Below are 16,110 nucleotides of genomic sequence, written 5' to 3' on the forward strand. Positions count from 1 at the left end.
GGAGGTTCAATGACCGTCAGGCTAGGACTGATTGACTTTCTTTAAAATTGAATAATAGTGAGTAACTTGTTCTGTTCAGGAGAAAGGTTGTGGAGTTCAGCCAATTGCGGATCTTCCAGGCCGTGGCAGAGGAGGGCTCGATCACCCGCGCCGCCGAACGTTTGCACCGCGTGCCGTCGAACCTGTCGACCCGGCTCAAACAGCTGGAGGAGCAACTGGGTGTCGAACTGTTCGTCCGTGAGCGTCAGCGTTTGCAGTTGTCGCCTGCGGGAAAAGTCCTGCTGGACTACACCGGCAAACTGTTCGCCCTTCGCGATCAGGCGAGTGCAGCGGTGATGGGCGGGCAACCGGCGGGGGATTTCGTGCTCGGCACGCTGTACAGCACGGCGGCGATCCATTTGCCGGCGCTGCTGGCGCGCTATCACAAGCAATATCCGGCGGTGAATCTTCAGGTGCAGTCCGGGCCCAGCGGTGAATTGCTCGAAGGCCTGCTCACCGGGCGTCTCGACGCGGCGCTGGTAGACGGCCCGCCGCAATTGGCCGGGATCGACGGTGTGCCACTGTGCAACGAACGGCTGGTGCTGATCAGCGAGGCCGATCACCCGCCGATACGCAGCGCCAGGGATGTCGAAGGTCGGGCGGTATTCACCTTTCGCCATGGCTGCGCCTATCGTGCGCGGCTGGAAGCGTGGTTTGCCCACTATCAGGCGGCGATGGGGAGGGCGATGGAGATCGAGTCCTATCAGGGCATGCTTGCCTGCGTGATTGCCGGCAGTGGTGTGGCGCTGATGTCGGAGTCGATGCTCGCAAGCCTGCCGGGGCGCGAAAGCGTGGCGGTGCACCCGCTGGCCGAGCCTTTTGCCAGTGCGACAACATGGCTCATGTGGCGGCGGGGCATGGTCGGTGCCAACCTCAACGCATGGATCGAACAGCAGCAGACGCTCTATCCCGTGGCTGGCGAAGACGTGCGGGACACGGCTTGAACGTACGGTCAGGGATTTGGATCAATTCAGTAACAGATCATTGCGGATTTGGCCGAGCATTGCGTAGGACTTCGGACTATTATCAGTGCGAAGCGGCCTCAGAATTCCGGACGCTCAGCACCACCCTGAAGGGGGCATGACGATGAAAGAGAAAATTCAAAACTGGCTGCACGATTTGGGTGTTGCCCTCGGCTTGATCGAACCGCCTCTGCAACCGGTCCCGATTCGCACCGATGACGAACAGCGTCGGCGTCAGCCACGTCGGCGGTAATGCCCCGCTTTGAAGGATCAAAGGATTTAAACGACAAAAGATCGCACCCGGCTGTCGCTCCATTGGAGTGGCGGGCGGGTGCGATCTTTTGTTTTCAGTGACGCCCGATTTCCATCAGAAACTGGCTCAGGTCATTCGCGGTCTTCGCGGTCTTGAGCATCCGGTCCTCTTCGGCGGTGAAGGCCGTCAGGCCGAATTCATCTTCCAGATGGAAGATCAGATCCTCGATATCCGCTTTTTCCAGCCCCAGCTGCGCGAGGCTGGTGTTGTCGTCGAATTCACGATTTTCCAGCAGGCGCAGGATGAACCGGTGCACGGCAGCACGCACGGCAGCTCTTCTCATGGCAGATCTTTGTGTTGTTAGTCTGACTGAAGTACAGCAGGCCTCAGGCGTGGCGGCGCAACCATTCGTCAATCATCCCGTGCAGATGCTCTGCGGAAAAACTGCCGAAGTGACCGCCATGCACGGTGCGAATCTTCAGAGCCTGTAAGCGGCGCAGGCTGGCGGCGTAGTCGTCGAGGTTGGAATGGTAGGCGTCTTCGATCAACGGCCCGTCGTAAATGATGTCGCCGCTGAACAGGGTTTCGCTGGCCGCTTCGTAGAGGCTGATCCCGCCCGGTGAATGGCCCGGCGTGTGCAGCACCTGCAACGCGCGGTTGCCGAGGTCCAGCACATCGCCATCCTCGACAAAACCGGTGGCCGGCGCAGCCTTGACCCGGTATTCGGCGTAGCACAACGGGCAATCCGGGTGCGCTTCGAACATGTCGTCGCCGACGAAGGCCCGGCTCAGATCGTTCTCGCCATCCGGCGCCGCCAGAATGTCCGCTTCGGCCGGATGCACCAGCCGTTCGGCAAATTCGTGGTGCCCGGCGATGTGGTCGAAATGGCAATGACTGGCCACCGCCACCAGCGGCCGTTCGGTCAGCCACGGCAGCTGTTCGCGCAGGCTGACCAGCCCGGAACCGCTGTCGAGCAGCAGATCCTTGTCCCGCCCCTGAACGTGCCACAGGTTGCAGCGATAGAACGGGCGGATGAACGGCTCGTGAATCAGCCGAATGCCGTCGCTCAGGGTTTGCACTTCGAACCACTGATCGCGAGAAACAATCTTCATCAAGCATTTTCTCCAGACGAAAAAAACGGGTGTGGCAACCGACGCCACACCCGCCGAAGAAAGCATCAAGTCGTTATAGCGAGCTTAGACCGCGCTGGCCACCGGGGCAGGGCGACGGGAAAACAGGCTGACCACCACAAAACTCACCAGACCCACAGCCAGGCTGTAGTAGATCGGCGTGTTGGCATCCAGACCGTCCTTGAACATGAACAGCAGGGCGGTGGCGAAACCCAGGCCCATGCTGGCGATGGCGCCGGCAGTGGTCGCGCGTTTCCAGAAGATCGCACCGATCAGCGGGATCAGCATGCCGCCCACCAACAGGTTGTAAGCGAGGGTCAGAGCGCTGATCACGTCGTTCACAACCAGAGCAATACCCAGCACCACGACACCGGTCAGCAGGGTGAACAGACGGTTCACACCCAGGCTCGACTGTTTGCCGCCACGCAGTTTTGGCAGCAGGTCTTCGGTCAGGGTGGTGGCAGCGGCGAGCAGGCCGGCGCTGGCGGTGGACATCATCGCGGCCAGGGCAGCGGCGATCACCAGACCACGGATGCCGTCCGGCAGCGACAGTTTGACGATCGCGGCGAAGGCGTTGTTGACGTTGTCCAGATCCGGGATCAGAACGTGCGCCGCCATGCCGATCAGGGCACAGGCCAGACCGTAAAGGATGCAGTAGATGCCCGCGAAGCTACCGGCGTACTGAGCGACTTTTTCGTTCTTGACGGTGAACACCCGTTGCCAGATGTCCTGACCGATCAGGATGCCGAAGAAGTAGATCATGAAGTAGGTGATGATCGTGTCCCAGCCGATGGTGGTGAAGCTGAAGGCGGTGGCCGGCAGTTTCAGCACCAGCTCGTCCCAGCCGCCGACGCGGTACAGGCAGATTGGCAGGAGGATGAACATCAGGCCGACGGTCTTGATGATGAACTGGACGATGTCGGTCAGGGTCAGCGACCACATGCCGCCGATGGCCGAATACACCACGACCACGCCACCGCCGAGCAGTACCGAGATCCAGAACGGCAGGCCGAACAGCACTTGCAGCACGGTGCCGATGGCGAGGATCGAGGTCACGCCGATCATCAGCGCGTAGGCCAGCATGATCGCCGCGCTCGCCGAGCGGGCCATCGGGTTGTAGCGTTTTTCCAGGACCTGGGTAACGGTGTAGATCTTCAGTTTCAGCAGCGGCTTGGCCAGGAACAGGTTCAGCGCCACGATGCCGCAACCCAGTGCCGCGCACAGCCAGAAACCGGAAATGCCGTGCACGTAGCCCAGGCGGACGGTACCGACGGTGGACGCGCCACCGAGAACGGTCGCGGCCATGGTGCCCATGTACAGGCTCGGGCCGAGGTTACGCCCGGCGACCAGGAAGTCCTCGTTGGTCTTGGCCTTGCGCATGCCGAAGTAGCCGAGCAAGAGCATGCCGGCGGCGTAGATGAGGACGACGAATAAATCCAAAGCCATGATGGCGTGTCTCCGATTGTCTTTTTTATGGGGTGGAACACTGTGGGAGAAGGCTGACCCCCACAGGCGATTCGTTTATTCAGGCAGCCTGACGCAGCGCCGCTTCAGCCGGCGCATGCGCGCCTTTGCTGCGGGGATCCTTCGGGCCGTAGACCAGCGCCGGTTCCGGGAACAGGCTCAGCAGCATCAGGTACATCACCGACGCCAGACCGAGGGTCACCAGCAGGCTGATGTCGATGCCGCTGGCCAGTTCACCGAGCGGGCCGACGAACTGCCCCGGCAGGTTGACGAAGCACAGGCCGACCGCCGCGCTCGGGATCCACGCACCCAGACCGCGCCAGTTCCAGCCGTGGCTGAACCAGTAGCGTCCGCCTTGCTCGCCGCGCGTGAACACTTGCAGGTCGTCCGGGCAGTAGAAGCCGCGACGTACCACCAGGCCGATGATCATGATCACCATCCAAGGGGTGGTGCAGGTGATGATCAGCACGGCGAAGGTCGACACGCTCTGCACCAGGTTCGCCGCAAAGCGCCCGATGAAGATGAAGGCAATCGACAGCACACCGATCAGGAGCGTCGCCTTGACCCGCGACAGCAGGCGCGGGAACACGCTGGACATGTCCAGCCCGGTGCCATACAGCGATGTGGTGCCGGTGGACATGCCGCCGATCACCGCAATCAGGCACACCGGCAGGAAGAACCAGCTCGGCGACACCGCGAGCAGACCGCCTACGTAATTGTTGGCCGCGATGTAGTCCGGCGCCTGGATCGCGACGATGGTCGCGGTGGTCAGGCCGAACAGGAACGGGATGAAGGTGGCGATCTGCGAGAGCACCACCGCCGCCATGATCCGCTTGCGCGAGGTCTCACGCGGGATGTAGCGGGCCCAGTCGCCGAGGAACGCGCCGAAGGAAATCGGGTTGCTCATGGCCACCAGCGCGGCGCCGATGAACGCGGCCCAGAAGCCCGGCTGGCCGAGGCTGACGGTGCCGGCGTAGTGCGAATCGAAGGGACCGGCGAAGGCAAAGATGCCCAGCAGGAACAGCAGGCTCGCGCTCCACACCGCGACCTTGTTCACCCACAGCAGGAAGCGGAAGCCGTAGATGCACACGGTCAACACCAGAATCGCGAACAGACCGTAGGCCAGGCCCAGGGTCAGGTCGGTTTCCGGCAGGCCGATCAGGCGTTTCGCACCACCGATCAGCGCATCTCCGGAACTCCACACCGAGAGCGAGAAGAAGGCGATGGCGGTCAGCAGCGACAGGAACGAACCGACGATCCGCCCGTGCACGCCGAAGTGCGCACCGGACGACACGGCATTGTTGGTGCCGTTGAGCGGACCGAACAGGCCCATCGGTGCGAGGATCAGCGAGCCAAGCAGCACGCCCGAGACAATCGCCCAGACGCCCGCCTGGAAGGACAGGCCGAACAGCACCGGGAAACTGCCGAGCACGGCGGTGGCAAAGGTATTCGCGCCGCCAAAGATCATGCGGAACAAGTCCACGGGACCGGCGGTGCGTTCGTTGTCCGGGATCTGTTCGACCCCGTGGGTTTCAATCTGCGTAAGGCTTTGGTCTTTGTTGTTGTTATTCATGATCTGCTCCGATCATAAAGGCGCGCTCATCGTGCGTGAGCGTCACCTGTCTTGGCTAAGGGGATGGCAGCCCTTCCGGCATTGCGGACAAATGTTCGTGGCAGGCCAGCCAATGGCCTTGTTGTTCTAGGCTCGACGCTTGTTTCTTGAAAACAATCGTCTCGCGCTCCTGGCTGAAATGTTGCTCCCCTTGCATGCGCAGCTCGGTGGCCACGTCATGGATGAAAATCGCCACGTCACCCTGCAGGCTGACGAAGGCGTTGCTCGAGGTGCAGGACAACACCTCGAAGCCATCCTCGGCGCGCCAGCTGTCCCACAACGCCTGATAGGCATCGCGCGACAGCAGGGGCTGTTCGAGGGTGTAGAACACGAAGCTGGCATCGGCGCTGAACGCGCCGAAGTAGGCTTCGCGATCGTTGCGGGCGAAGGCGGACACCAGATCGGCGGCCGCTTTCAGAACCTGATCACGTTCGTTCATGACCCGACCCTCAGCGGTGGACGACGCCCGGCAGTACGCAGAGCATTTCGTACAGCAGGTTGGCGGCCAGCAGCGAGGTGTTGCCGGTGGTGTCATAAGCGGGCGAGACTTCTACCAGATCGCAGCCGATCAGGTCGAGGCCCTGGCAGCCGCGAACGATTTCAATCGCCTGAATGGTCGTCAGACCACCGATTTCCGGAGTGCCGGTGCCAGGCGCCCACGCCGGGTCGATGCCGTCGATGTCGAAGCTCAGGTACACCGGGCCGCCACCGACTTTCTCGCGGACTTCGGCCATCAGCGGTTCCAGCGACTTGTGCCAGCACTCTTCGGCCTGCACCACGCGGAAGCCCTGATCGCGGCTCCAGTTGAAGTCGTCAGCGGTGTAGCCCTGCGCCCGCAGACCGATCTGCACCACGCGGTCGCAGTCCAGAAGGCCTTCTTCGACGGCGCGACGGAAGGTCGTACCGTGGGCGATCTTCTCGCCGAACATGTGATCGTTGACGTCAGCGTGGGCATCGATGTGTACCAGACCGACCTTGCCGTGCTTTTTGTGGATCGCACGCAGGATCGGCAGGGTGATGGTGTGGTCGCCACCCAGGGTCATCGGGATCACGTTGTGCTCGAGGATGTTGTCGTAGGCTTCTTCGATGATGCGCACGGCGTCGAGCAGGTTGAAGGTGTTGATCGCCACGTCACCGATGTCGGCAACCGACAGCGAGTCGAACGGCGCAGCGCCGGTGGCCATGTTGTACGGGCGGATCATCACCGATTCGGTGCGGATGTCGCGCGGCCCGAAGCGGGTGCCGGGGCGCAGCGAAGTACCGATGTCCAGTGGCACGCCAACGAAGGCAGCGTCCAGGCCGGCAGCGGTCGGTACATGGGGGAGTCGGAGCATGGTGGCGATGCCGCCGAAGCGCGGCATTTCGTTGCCGCCCAGTGGTTGGTGAAGAATCTTGTCCACGGGTAGGGCCTCATCGTCTTTGTTTTATTTATGTCGGCGCACCGCATTCGCAAGGAGCACGGGCACCGCTGTGGGCCGATTCTGCGAAATGTAGTGGGGCGGAAGAATCGCTACGGGCAAATACTTAGTTCAGAAATTTCTAAACTAATGCCAGACTTCCCCTACGTGCTCGTTCCCACGCTCTGCGTGGGAATGCATCCACGGACGCTCCGCGTCCAGCCGTAATCGCAGGTGACGCAGAGCGTCACGGGCGGCATTCCCACGCAGAGCGTGGGAACGATCCTTGGAGTAGACATGGCCAACGCTTTACCCGACCTGAAACTGTTGCGCATCTTCGTCAGCGTCGTGCGTCATCAGGGGTTTGCCAACGCGCAGCAGGAACTCAACCTGTCGACCTCGGCGATCAGCACCTACATGAGTCAGCTCGAAGCCGCGCTCGGTCTGGTGCTGTGCCATCGCGGGCGCGGTGGTTTCAGCCTGACCAGCAAGGGCGAACTGTTCCACCAGGAAACCCTGCGTCTGCTGGCCGAACTCGAAGGTTTCGAGCAATACGCAGCAGCGCTCAAGGGCGAATTGCGCGGCACGCTCAACCTCGGGGTGATCGACTCGACGGTCAGCGACAAGGCCCTGCCGTTCGCCGAAGCCATCGGCGCCTACAGCCAGGAACACCCGGCGGTGCATTTGCATCTGTCGGTGATGAGCCCTTACGAACTGCAACTCGGCGTGCAGGACAACCGCCTCGATCTGGCCATCGGCGCATTCTCAACGCGCATGAGCGGTCTGGTGTACATGCCGCTGTACCGCGAGCAGCACTGGCTGTATTGCAGCAGCCGTCATCCGTTGTTCAACGAGCGGCGGATTCCCGAGCAGGTCATCACCCAGCAACGCATGGTCGGACGCGGTTACTGGAGCCAGGCCGAACTGGCGCGCCACGGTTTCAAACACAGCGCCGCGACCGTGGAAAGTATGGAGGCGCAGCTGATTCTGGTGCTGTCCGGCGCCTACATCGGTTATCTGCCGGAGCACTACGCCCAGGCCTGGGCCGACAAAGGTGACCTGCGGGTGCTGCTGCCGGCGACCTTCGGTTATCAGGCACCGTTTTCCATGATCATGCGCCGGGGCCGCAGCCGCGAGCCGCTGATCCAGACTTTCCGCGATCTGCTCAAAGCGCAGCTCAATCAGGCATAAGACAATGTCCAGACCCCAATGCCCGCGCTGCCTGCGCCCACAAACCCATTGCCTTTGCCCGCTGATCCCCAGCCTCGACAGCCGCACCCGGGTGTTGCTGTTGCAGCACCCGAGCGAGGTCAATCACGCGCTCAACACGGCTCGGCTGGCGGCGCTCGGTTTGAACAATGCCGAGCTGATTGTCGGTGAAGTGTTCGAGGATCTGCCCGCGCTGCTGAACCGGCCGGGGTATCGGGCGCGGTTGTTGTTTCCGGCGGACGATGCGCAACCGATGCAGGCTTACGCCGCGTCCGATGAACCGCTGTTGCTGGTGGTGCCGGATGGCACGTGGCGCAAGGCGCGCAAGATGCTGCACCTCAATCCGCTGCTGGCGGCGTTGCCACGGGTGACTTTGGCGGAGGGTGGGGTGTCGCGGTATCGGCTGCGCAAGGCACCGGGGCCGGGGGCGTTGTCGACGATCGAAGCGATTGTTCAGGCGTTGCAGACGCTGGAAGCGCCGACGTCGTTCGAGCCGTTGCTCAAGCCGTTCGAGGTGTTGATTGAAGGGCAGATTGCGGCGATGGGGGAGGAGACTTTCCAGAAGAATCACGGTGGCTGATCGGACGGGTACTGATCGTTCCCAAGCTCTGCGTGGGAATGCATACAGTGACGCTCTGCGTCACCGTCGCGAAGGGACGCGGAGCGTCCCGGGCTGCATTCCCACGCGGAGCGTGGGAACGATCAGTCCGGATCATCACTAGCGTTCGCGCATCGCCTCGGTCCGGGCCTTCAGCACCGGTTTGAGCAGGTAATCCAGCACGCTTTTTTCTCCGGTGATGATGTCCACCGTCGCCACCATCCCCGGAATGATCAGCAGCGGTTTCACATCCCCGCCCAGATGATTTTTGTCGGTACGCACCTGGATCAGGTAGAAGCTGTTGCCTTTGTCGTCGGTGATGGTATCGGCGCCGATCAGCTCAAGTTTGGCGCTGAGCCCGCCGTAGATCGTGTAGTCGTAGGCGCTGAACTTGACCATGGCTTTCTGGCCCGGATGCAGAAACGCCACGTCCTGCGGCCGGACCTTGGCTTCGATCAACAGGTTGTCTTCCAGCGGCACGATTTCCACCATGTCGCTGCCCGGCTGCACCACGCCGCCGATGGTGTTGACCTTCATCTGCTTGATAACCCCGCGTACCGGCGAAGTCACGGTGGTGCGGCTGACGCGGTCGTCGATGGCGATGCTCGACGCGGTGATTTTCGACAGGTCGGTGCGTTTCTCGTTGAGCTCCTTGGCCGCCTCGGAGCGGAAGGTCTGTTCCGATTCGTCGATCTTGCTCTTGATCTCGTTGATCGCCGATTCGGCCCGGGGAATGGCGAGCGTCGTGGCATTCAACGAACCGCGAATTTCCACTGCGCTACGACGCAGGCGGAGAATCTCCACGGGCGAAACCGCGCCGGTTTTCACCAGCGGTTCCGACATGTTCATTTCCTGTTGCAGCAGCGCCAGGCTCGAACTGTATTGCCCCTGTTTCGACCGAAATTCCGCCAGCTCCTGCGCCTTCTGTCGCAGCTGTTCGCTGAGGGTGCGTTGCTCGCTGGCCAGCCGCCGTTGCCGTTGTTCGTACAGCGAGCGCTCGTCCTCGGCGACTTGCGGGGCCTTGGCGATCACCTCGTCCGAGAGCTTGAACGGCCGGCCCTCGGCCTCGGCGGACAAGCGTTCGACCTGCGCGGTCAGGGCATAACGATCGGCCTCGCTCTCACCCTTGTTCGACAGAAACCGCGTGTCATCCAGCCGCAGCAAGGTGTCGCCCTTGCTGACCATTTGCCCTTCACGGACGAAGATCTCGGTGACGATCCCGCCCTCGAGGTTCTGGATCACCTGAACCTTGCTCGACGGAATCGCCTTGCCTTCGCCCATGGTCACTTCCTGGAGCACGGCGAACTTGGCCCAGACCAGCGCACTGATTAGCAGCGCCGCCGCCAGCCACACGGTAATGCGCGACCAGCGCGGCGAATCCTGCAGCGAGGCACCGGCGGTTTCCGGCATGAATTCGGCTTCGGCGCTTTTACCGAAGCTGTCGAAATAACCGCGGGGTTTTGAAGAGGAAGAAGCAGACATGGGGCAACTCCTAGACCGCTGCCGAGCCGACCCGGCCCTTGCGCAGTGCATCGATGACCGCTTCTTTCGGACCGTCGGCGACGATCCGGCCGTTGTCCAGCACCAGCAACCGGTCCACCAGGCTCAGCATCGAGGTGCGGTGGGTGACCAGCAACAAGGTTTTGCCCTGCACCCAGCCGTGCAGCTTCTGGCGCAGGACGTCTTCGCTGCTGTTGTCCATGGCACTGGTGGGTTCGTCGAGCAGCATGATCGGCGGATCGAGCAACAGCGCCCGCGCCAGCAGCACCGCCTGGCGCTGGCCACCGGAAAGCAGTTGCCCGCGCTCGCCCACCGGCCGGTCGAAGCCTTGCGGATGCTGCCGTGCAAGCTCGGTGACGCCGGTCAGTTCGGCCACTTCAAGCATCCGCGAATCGCTGATATAGCGGGCGCCGAGGGTCAGGTTGTCACGCAGGCTGCCGGCCAGCAGCGGCAAGTCATGGGCGACGTAACCGATCTGCTGGCGCAGGTCGGCGACATCCAGTTGCCGCAGGTCGAGGCCGTCGAGCAGCAACTGGCCTTCTTCCGGTTCGTAGAAGCCCATCACCAGCCGCGCCAGGGTGCTTTTGCCGGAGCCGCTGCGGCCGATGATACCGATCCGCTCGCCGGGTTTGACGCTGAAGCTGACGTTATTCAGGGCCGGCGCGTTCTGGCCGTTGTAGTGGAAGGTCACCGCGTTGGCGTCCAGCGCGCCTTGCAGTTGCGTGCGCTCCAGTGGCCGTTGTTTGCCGTCGCGCTCCTGAGGCAGGGACATCAGCGCGTCGGTGCTTTTCATGGTCAGTTGCGCTTGCTGGTAACGAGTAATCAGCCCGGCGATCTGGCCCAGCGGTGCGAGCACGCGGCTGCCGAGCATGTAAGTCGCTACCAGCGCGCCGACGCTGAGGTTACCGGCGATGATGCTGTAGACCCCGGCCACAATCGTCGCCATCCCCGAAAACTGCTGGATGAACAGTGTGCCGTTGGTGGCCAGCGCCGAGAGATTGCGCGCATGGCTGTCGAGGCGGGTGAGGGCGCCGTGGGTGCTTTCCCATTTGTGCTGGCGCTCGCTTTCGGCGCTGCACGCCTTGAGGGTTTCCAGGCCGCCGAGGGTTTCGATCAGCAACGCCTGACGCTCGGCGCCGAGGCTCAGGCTTTTCTGCACGGTGTCGCGCAGACGGGCCTGAATGATCATCGCGAAGACGATCGTGATTGGAAACGCCAGCAGCGGAATCACCACCAGCCAGCCACCGAGCAGGCCGATCACCACCAGCATCAACACCACGAAAGGCAGGTCGATCAGGCTGGTCAGGGTCACGGCGGTGAGAAATTCGCGCAGGCCCTGAAAGTCGTGAATGCTCTGGGCGAATCCGCCGATGGTCGCCGGCCGGGCCTTCATCGACATGCCGGTGATGCGCTCGAATAAAGTCGCGGAAAGGATCACGTCGGTCTTCTTGCCGGCGGTGTCCAGCAGATGCGCACGTACCACCCGCAGCACCAGTTCGAAACCGGTGCCGATCAACAGCCCGATGGCCAGCACCCACAGGGTCGACGTGGCCTGGTTCGGAACCACACGGTCGTAGGTCTGCATGACAAACAGCGGCACCATCAGGCCCAGCAGGTTGATCAGGAAACTGGCGAGGATCGCGTCGCTGTACAGCCATTTCGACAGCTTCAGGGTGTCGCGAAACCACGCTTGCACCCTTGGCACCAGCGGCGAGCGCAGGTCTTCCAGTTCATGCCGTGGCCGGGCGAACAGGGCTTGGCCACTGTAGTGTTCGGTGAGTTCTTCACGACTGACCCATTGCTCGCCGCCGTCGGCTTCGCTGGGCAGGATCAGCGCCTTGCCGTCTTCGGCAAAACGTCGCAACACCGCCGTACGCCCGTTGCCCAACAGCAACAGCACCGGCAGGTTCAGCGGTGAAATGTCCTTGAGTTCCCGACGCAACAAGCGCGCCTGCAACCCGGCCCGGGCGGCGGCGCGGGGCAGCAGGTCCAGGCTCAGGCGTTGTTTGTCCAGGGGCAGCCCGGCGCTCAGGCTGGCGCGACTGACCGTCGCGCCATGGAGTTTGCAGAGGATCAACAGACCGTCGAGCAACGGGTCATCGAAGCTCAGCCGCGGATCGATCCCGGCGTTACCGGGTTGCATGCTGGTCATATTGATCGCTCCCCCTGGCACTACTTCAGTTGATCGTTCCCACGTCGAGGCGTCGAACCGTCCGCGTGGGAATGCCTCTAGGGACGCTCCGCGTCCAGTGACGCGGAGCGTCACGGGCTGCATTCCCACGCGGAGCGTGGGAACGATCAGATCACAGCTTTCGGCAGCTCCGGCAGAGTGGTTATTTCAGCTCGGGCAAGCGTGCTTCGTTCTTCACCTCGGTCGCGGCAATCGCATCGGCCGGCAGCACCACGCGCTGCTTGCTCAACAACTGGCCCATGTTCGCCAGCACGCGGTACATCGAGTATTCCTCGGTGTAGCGGATTTCGGTGTAGCGACGGTTGGCGTTGTACAGCTCGTTTTCACTGTCGAGCACATCGAGCAGGGTGCGCTGACCGAGGCCGAACTGATCCTGATACGCGGCGCGTACACGCTTGGTGGTTTCGGCGTATTCGCGGGCGGTCGGGGTTTGTTTCTTGGCGTTGAGCATGGCGTTCCACGCCAGGTGAATGTTCTCGTTGAGCTGACGCAGGGCGTTGTTGCGGATGTCCATCGCCTGGTTGATCTGGTGCGCGTCGGAGGCCAGTCGCGCCTTGTCGCTGCCGCCACGGAACAAGTTGTAGTTCATCACTACGCCGACCCGCCATTCGTTGTCGTGGCCCTCGTCACCCTGCACGTTGTTGTTGGCGCCGACCGCCGCTTCTGCGTCGAAGCGTGGGTAGAACGGCGACTTGGCAACTTCATACTGACTCTCGGCCGATTGCACGTCGGCCTGGGCAGATTTCAGGTACGGGTTGTTCTCGACCATGCTCTGCTGGGCTTCAGGCAAGGTGGCGGGCAATTCGCCGCGGGTAGAGGCCGGGGTTTCCAGCTCATCGGGCATGCGCCCGACCACGCTGTAGAAGTTCGACTCGGCGTCGGCCAGATCGACTTCGGCGGTGTCGAGGTTGTTCTGGGCCAGCGCCTTACGGGCGACCGATTGATCGGAGTCGGCGGTGCTGCCCACGCCACGCTCGGTGCGCAGGCCGATCTGATCGTTGACGCGCAAGTGCGCCTGCAGGTTGTTCTTGGCCAGGGTCACCAGTTCACGGCGCTTGAGCACTTCGAGGTAGACCTCGATGGTGCGCAGGGCCAAATCCTGGGCGGTGCCTTGCGCGTAATAGGCGCGCGAGTTGGAAACGCCCTTGGTGCGTTCGACTTCGTTGGCGGTGTTGAAACCGTCGAACAGCATCTGCCGCAGCCGCAGCTCGGACTGGGTGTAGTTGAGGATTTCGGTGTGGTGGTTACCGAAGGCCCGGGTGTTGGTGTTGTCGCTGTAGCCGCGCCCGTAAGCAGCGTTCAGATCCACCGACGGATAGAAGCCGCCCTTGGCGACCTTCACCTGTTCATCAGCTGACAGGCGCGCGTCCACGCGCGAGGCCAGTTCCGGATGGGTGGCGATGGTGCTCTGGATCGCTTCGGTGAGGTTCATGGCCTGGGCTTGAGAAGTGCAAGCCATGGCCAGCAAAACCGCGCTGCAGAGGGGGGTTAGTACGCGCATGGGTGCATCTCCCTGAGTCCTGATGGTGTTTCGCTGTCGCCAATTTATTGACGATATTTTTAGTAAAAAGCGTTTCATGCCTGTAACAACAGAGCTAAGAACATCCTGAAGCGTAGCTAAGAAAAAATTTTCATAAGGGTTATGCCAAAAAAAACTTATGCGCTTCGCCAAATCCAGCACATTGTTCCACTCGAAAGCCTTTGTTTTATGCGCTTTAGGGAGTGCAGAAAGGCTTGAGGAAAGTTCCACTCACTTTGCGACATACGGCGAAGTACTGCTAAAGGGGAGGGACGCGTAGCGGCTGATGAGCGACAGTTTTTTGTCACTCGGGTGATTCACCACCGTTACGTAGCGCTAGTGGGCGTGCTGCATCGAACAGAGATTCCAAGTGCTTGATGGCGCTGGCGTTTCTGGATTTGCACAACCTGCGAAACGAACTGTCGAGGTGCGAGCGTCGCCCCGACAACCCGCTTGAGCCATGGGCTGCTTCGCGAACCAGCGCCGACGGTGGTCGGCAGCGGAGGAATGCACATGGCAACGCTCATCGGGATCGTCACTAAAGTCATTGGTCAGGTTTTCGCTCAGTCGGCGGACGGCACTCGTCGCGCACTGGTCGAAGGCGATCGGCTGTTTGCAGGGGATCAATTGATCACCGGGGCGGAGGGGGCGGTTGCCGTTCATCTGCAAAACGGCCAGGAACTGACCCTCGGCCGCGACAGCAGCCTGACCATGACCGGCCAGTTGCTCGCCGATCAGGCGGCTCACGTCAATGCACCGGAAGCGGTGACCCCGAGCGAGTCGCAACTGACCGACGTCGAACAGATCCAGAAAGCCATTGCCGCCGGCGATGACCCGACCCAAACCGCCGAAGCGACGGCGGCTGGTCCTGGCGCCACCGGTGGTGCGCCGGGCGCACTGGGTGGCGGCCACAGTTTCGTGTTGTTGACTGAAGTGGCGGGCCGGGTCGATCCGGTCATCGGTTTCCCCACCGCCGGTTTCAATGGCATTCCCGAGTTTCCCGAAGAACGCCACAACGCGGTGATCGACAACGGTGACGACACCGCGCCGCCCGCTCCACCACCACCGCCAGTCAACAACCCGGTAACACTCACCGGGCTGTCTGTTGCCGGTGGTGAATTGAATCTCAACGAAGCCAATCTGCCCGACGGTTCCGCCGCCAACCCTGGCGCGCTGACCCAGACCGGCAGCTTCACGGTGTCGGCACCGGACGGCCTGAGCAGCCTGAGCATCGGCGGCATCAACGTGATCGTCGGTGGCGTGCCGATCGGTTTCCCGCAATCGATCACCACACAACTGGGCAATACCCTGACCATCACCGGCTACAACCCGGCCACCGGTACGGTCAGCTACAGCTACACACTCAATGGCAACGAAACCCACGCGGCGGGCGACGGTGCCAATAACCTCAGCGAACAATTCACCGTGATCGCCGGCGACAGCAATGGCGACACCGCCACCGGCACGCTGGACGTCAACATCACCGACGACGTGCCGAAAGCGTTCGATGACAACAACGGTACGGCGACGGAGACTCAACTGACGCTGACCGGCAACGTGCTGACCAACGATGTGCAGGGCGCCGACCGCGTACCCGTCGGCGAAAATGCCGGCCCGATCACCCCCGGTACATTCGTCGGGACTTACGGCACCTTGGTGCTGAATGCCAACGGCACCTACACCTACACGCTGAATACCAGTGATGCGGACTTCAAAAATCTGCATGGCGGTGGCAATGGCACCGAGACTTTCACTTACACCCTGACCGATGCCGACGGCGACACCAGCACCGCCAACCTCGTGCTGCAGATCCACAACAACGACGATCCAGTGATCATCAACGGGTTGAACGTCGAGGGCGGTGAACTCACCGTTTACGAGAAAAACCTCGGCGACGGTAGCGCCCCGGATTCGGGAGCCCTGACCCAGAGCGGCACCTTCACCATCACCGCACTGGACGGCGTCACTACGCTGACCATCGGCGGCATTGCCGTGGTCACCAACGGTGTGGCGGCAGGCTTCCCGCAATCCATCGTCACTCCGTTGGGCAGCACCCTGACCATCACCGGTTTCAACGCCGCCACCGGCGTCGTCAGCTACAGCTACACGCTGGTCGACAACGAAGCGCACCCGAATGCCAACGGCGCCAACGTGCTCAACGAGCAGTTCGCCGTGACCGTGGTCGATGACAACGGCACCACCGCCAATGCGACGCTGGACGTGAACATCGTCGACG

Annotated in this window: 14 protein-coding genes; 5 read left to right on the plus strand and 9 right to left on the minus strand. The window is 62.1% G+C overall.

Going from position 1 to position 16,110, the window contains the following annotated elements:
* Positions 1 to 89: 89 nt before the first annotated feature.
* Together EIY71_RS21195 and EIY71_RS28775 are read left to right on the plus strand one after the other, a co-directional pair.
* Positions 90 to 983: a LysR family transcriptional regulator gene (locus tag EIY71_RS21195; RefSeq protein WP_102686005.1), complete on the plus strand. Its 894-nt coding sequence runs from the start codon at positions 90 to 92 to the stop codon at positions 981 to 983.
* 142 nt (positions 984 to 1,125) lie between these two features.
* Positions 1,126 to 1,254 carry a PA1414 family protein gene (locus EIY71_RS28775; RefSeq protein WP_003184145.1) on the plus strand — a complete coding sequence of 43 codons (129 nt, stop codon included), beginning with the start codon at positions 1,126 to 1,128 and terminating at the stop codon, positions 1,252 to 1,254.
* A gap of 94 nt (positions 1,255 to 1,348) precedes the next feature.
* Here EIY71_RS28775 and EIY71_RS21200 read toward each other — a convergent pair whose 3' ends face one another.
* From EIY71_RS21200 to speB, 6 genes are all read right to left on the minus strand, one after another.
* Entirely contained in the window at positions 1,349 to 1,597 is a 249-nt protein-coding gene (locus EIY71_RS21200) for a phosphopantetheine-containing protein (RefSeq protein WP_102686006.1), read from the minus strand.
* A 43-nt stretch (positions 1,598 to 1,640) separates the two neighbouring features.
* Positions 1,641 to 2,366 (minus strand): MBL fold metallo-hydrolase, encoded by a 726-nt coding sequence (locus EIY71_RS21205; RefSeq protein ID WP_085747170.1) that lies wholly within the window; start codon positions 2,364 to 2,366, stop codon positions 1,641 to 1,643.
* 84 nt (positions 2,367 to 2,450) lie between these two features.
* Positions 2,451 to 3,830, minus strand: coding sequence for a sodium:solute symporter (locus EIY71_RS21210; RefSeq protein ID WP_102686007.1), 1,380 nt, complete (start codon positions 3,828 to 3,830; stop codon positions 2,451 to 2,453).
* Positions 3,831 to 3,909: 79 nt separating this feature from the next.
* Positions 3,910 to 5,421: a cytosine permease gene (locus EIY71_RS21215; RefSeq protein WP_134022999.1), complete on the minus strand. Its 1,512-nt coding sequence runs from the start codon at positions 5,419 to 5,421 to the stop codon at positions 3,910 to 3,912.
* 55 nt (positions 5,422 to 5,476) lie between these two features.
* Positions 5,477 to 5,899, minus strand: coding sequence for a nuclear transport factor 2 family protein (locus EIY71_RS21220; protein WP_011332982.1), 423 nt, complete (start codon positions 5,897 to 5,899; stop codon positions 5,477 to 5,479).
* 10 nt (positions 5,900 to 5,909) lie between these two features.
* A complete protein-coding gene (speB, locus tag EIY71_RS21225; RefSeq protein WP_007956591.1) occupies positions 5,910 to 6,860 on the minus strand; it encodes an agmatinase in 951 nt (316 codons plus the stop codon).
* Between the two features lie 294 nt (positions 6,861 to 7,154).
* Here speB and EIY71_RS21230 point away from each other — a divergent pair, with 294 nt between their 5' ends.
* Positions 7,155 to 8,048 carry a LysR family transcriptional regulator gene (locus EIY71_RS21230; protein ID WP_007956593.1) on the plus strand — a complete coding sequence of 298 codons (894 nt, stop codon included), beginning with the start codon at positions 7,155 to 7,157 and terminating at the stop codon, positions 8,046 to 8,048.
* A gap of 4 nt (positions 8,049 to 8,052) precedes the next feature.
* Entirely contained in the window at positions 8,053 to 8,646 is a 594-nt protein-coding gene (locus tag EIY71_RS21235; RefSeq protein WP_134023001.1) for a tRNA-uridine aminocarboxypropyltransferase, read from the plus strand.
* 138 nt (positions 8,647 to 8,784) lie between these two features.
* On the opposite strand, the gene EIY71_RS21240 is transcribed toward EIY71_RS21235, so the two are convergent.
* From EIY71_RS21240 to EIY71_RS21250, 3 genes are all read right to left on the minus strand, one after another.
* Entirely contained in the window at positions 8,785 to 10,146 is a 1,362-nt protein-coding gene (locus EIY71_RS21240; RefSeq protein WP_085605682.1) for an HlyD family type I secretion periplasmic adaptor subunit, read from the minus strand.
* Between the two features lie 10 nt (positions 10,147 to 10,156).
* Entirely contained in the window at positions 10,157 to 12,316 is a 2,160-nt protein-coding gene (locus EIY71_RS21245; protein WP_102686009.1) for a type I secretion system permease/ATPase, read from the minus strand.
* Between the two features lie 181 nt (positions 12,317 to 12,497).
* Complete coding sequence (locus tag EIY71_RS21250; RefSeq protein WP_064383226.1) at positions 12,498 to 13,856, minus strand: TolC family outer membrane protein; 1,359 nt, start codon at positions 13,854 to 13,856, stop codon at positions 12,498 to 12,500.
* Positions 13,857 to 14,387: 531 nt separating this feature from the next.
* Here EIY71_RS21250 and EIY71_RS21255 point away from each other — a divergent pair.
* Positions 14,388 to 16,110: retention module-containing protein (locus EIY71_RS21255; protein ID WP_134023003.1), on the plus strand; the 1,723-nt coding region annotated here is incomplete at its 3' end.

Origin of the sequence: Pseudomonas sp. CH235 (assembly GCF_004368175.1) — a bacterium.
GTDB lineage: Bacteria > Pseudomonadota > Gammaproteobacteria > Pseudomonadales > Pseudomonadaceae > Aquipseudomonas > Aquipseudomonas paraglycinae.

What these genes read in the sequence shown, in the direction of transcription:
- EIY71_RS28775 (WP_003184145.1), top strand. Translation starts at nt 1,126, where the DNA reads ATGAAAGAGAAAATTCAAAACTGGCTGCACGATTTGGGTGTTGCCCTC.
- EIY71_RS21200 (WP_102686006.1), bottom strand. Translation starts at nt 1,597, where the DNA reads ATGAGAAGAGCTGCCGTGCGTGCTGCCGTGCACCGGTTCATCCTGCGC.
- EIY71_RS21205 (WP_085747170.1), bottom strand. Translation starts at nt 2,366, where the DNA reads ATGAAGATTGTTTCTCGCGATCAGTGGTTCGAAGTGCAAACCCTGAGC.
- EIY71_RS21210 (WP_102686007.1), bottom strand. Translation starts at nt 3,830, where the DNA reads ATGGCTTTGGATTTATTCGTCGTCCTCATCTACGCCGCCGGCATGCTC.
- EIY71_RS21215 (WP_134022999.1), bottom strand. Translation starts at nt 5,421, where the DNA reads ATGAATAACAACAACAAAGACCAAAGCCTTACGCAGATTGAAACCCAC.
- EIY71_RS21220 (WP_011332982.1), bottom strand. Translation starts at nt 5,899, where the DNA reads ATGAACGAACGTGATCAGGTTCTGAAAGCGGCCGCCGATCTGGTGTCC.
- EIY71_RS21230 (WP_007956593.1), top strand. Translation starts at nt 7,155, where the DNA reads ATGGCCAACGCTTTACCCGACCTGAAACTGTTGCGCATCTTCGTCAGC.
- EIY71_RS21235 (WP_134023001.1), top strand. Translation starts at nt 8,053, where the DNA reads ATGTCCAGACCCCAATGCCCGCGCTGCCTGCGCCCACAAACCCATTGC.
- EIY71_RS21240 (WP_085605682.1), bottom strand. Translation starts at nt 10,146, where the DNA reads ATGTCTGCTTCTTCCTCTTCAAAACCCCGCGGTTATTTCGACAGCTTC.
- EIY71_RS21245 (WP_102686009.1), bottom strand. Translation starts at nt 12,316, where the DNA reads ATGACCAGCATGCAACCCGGTAACGCCGGGATCGATCCGCGGCTGAGC.
- EIY71_RS21250 (WP_064383226.1), bottom strand. Translation starts at nt 13,856, where the DNA reads ATGCGCGTACTAACCCCCCTCTGCAGCGCGGTTTTGCTGGCCATGGCT.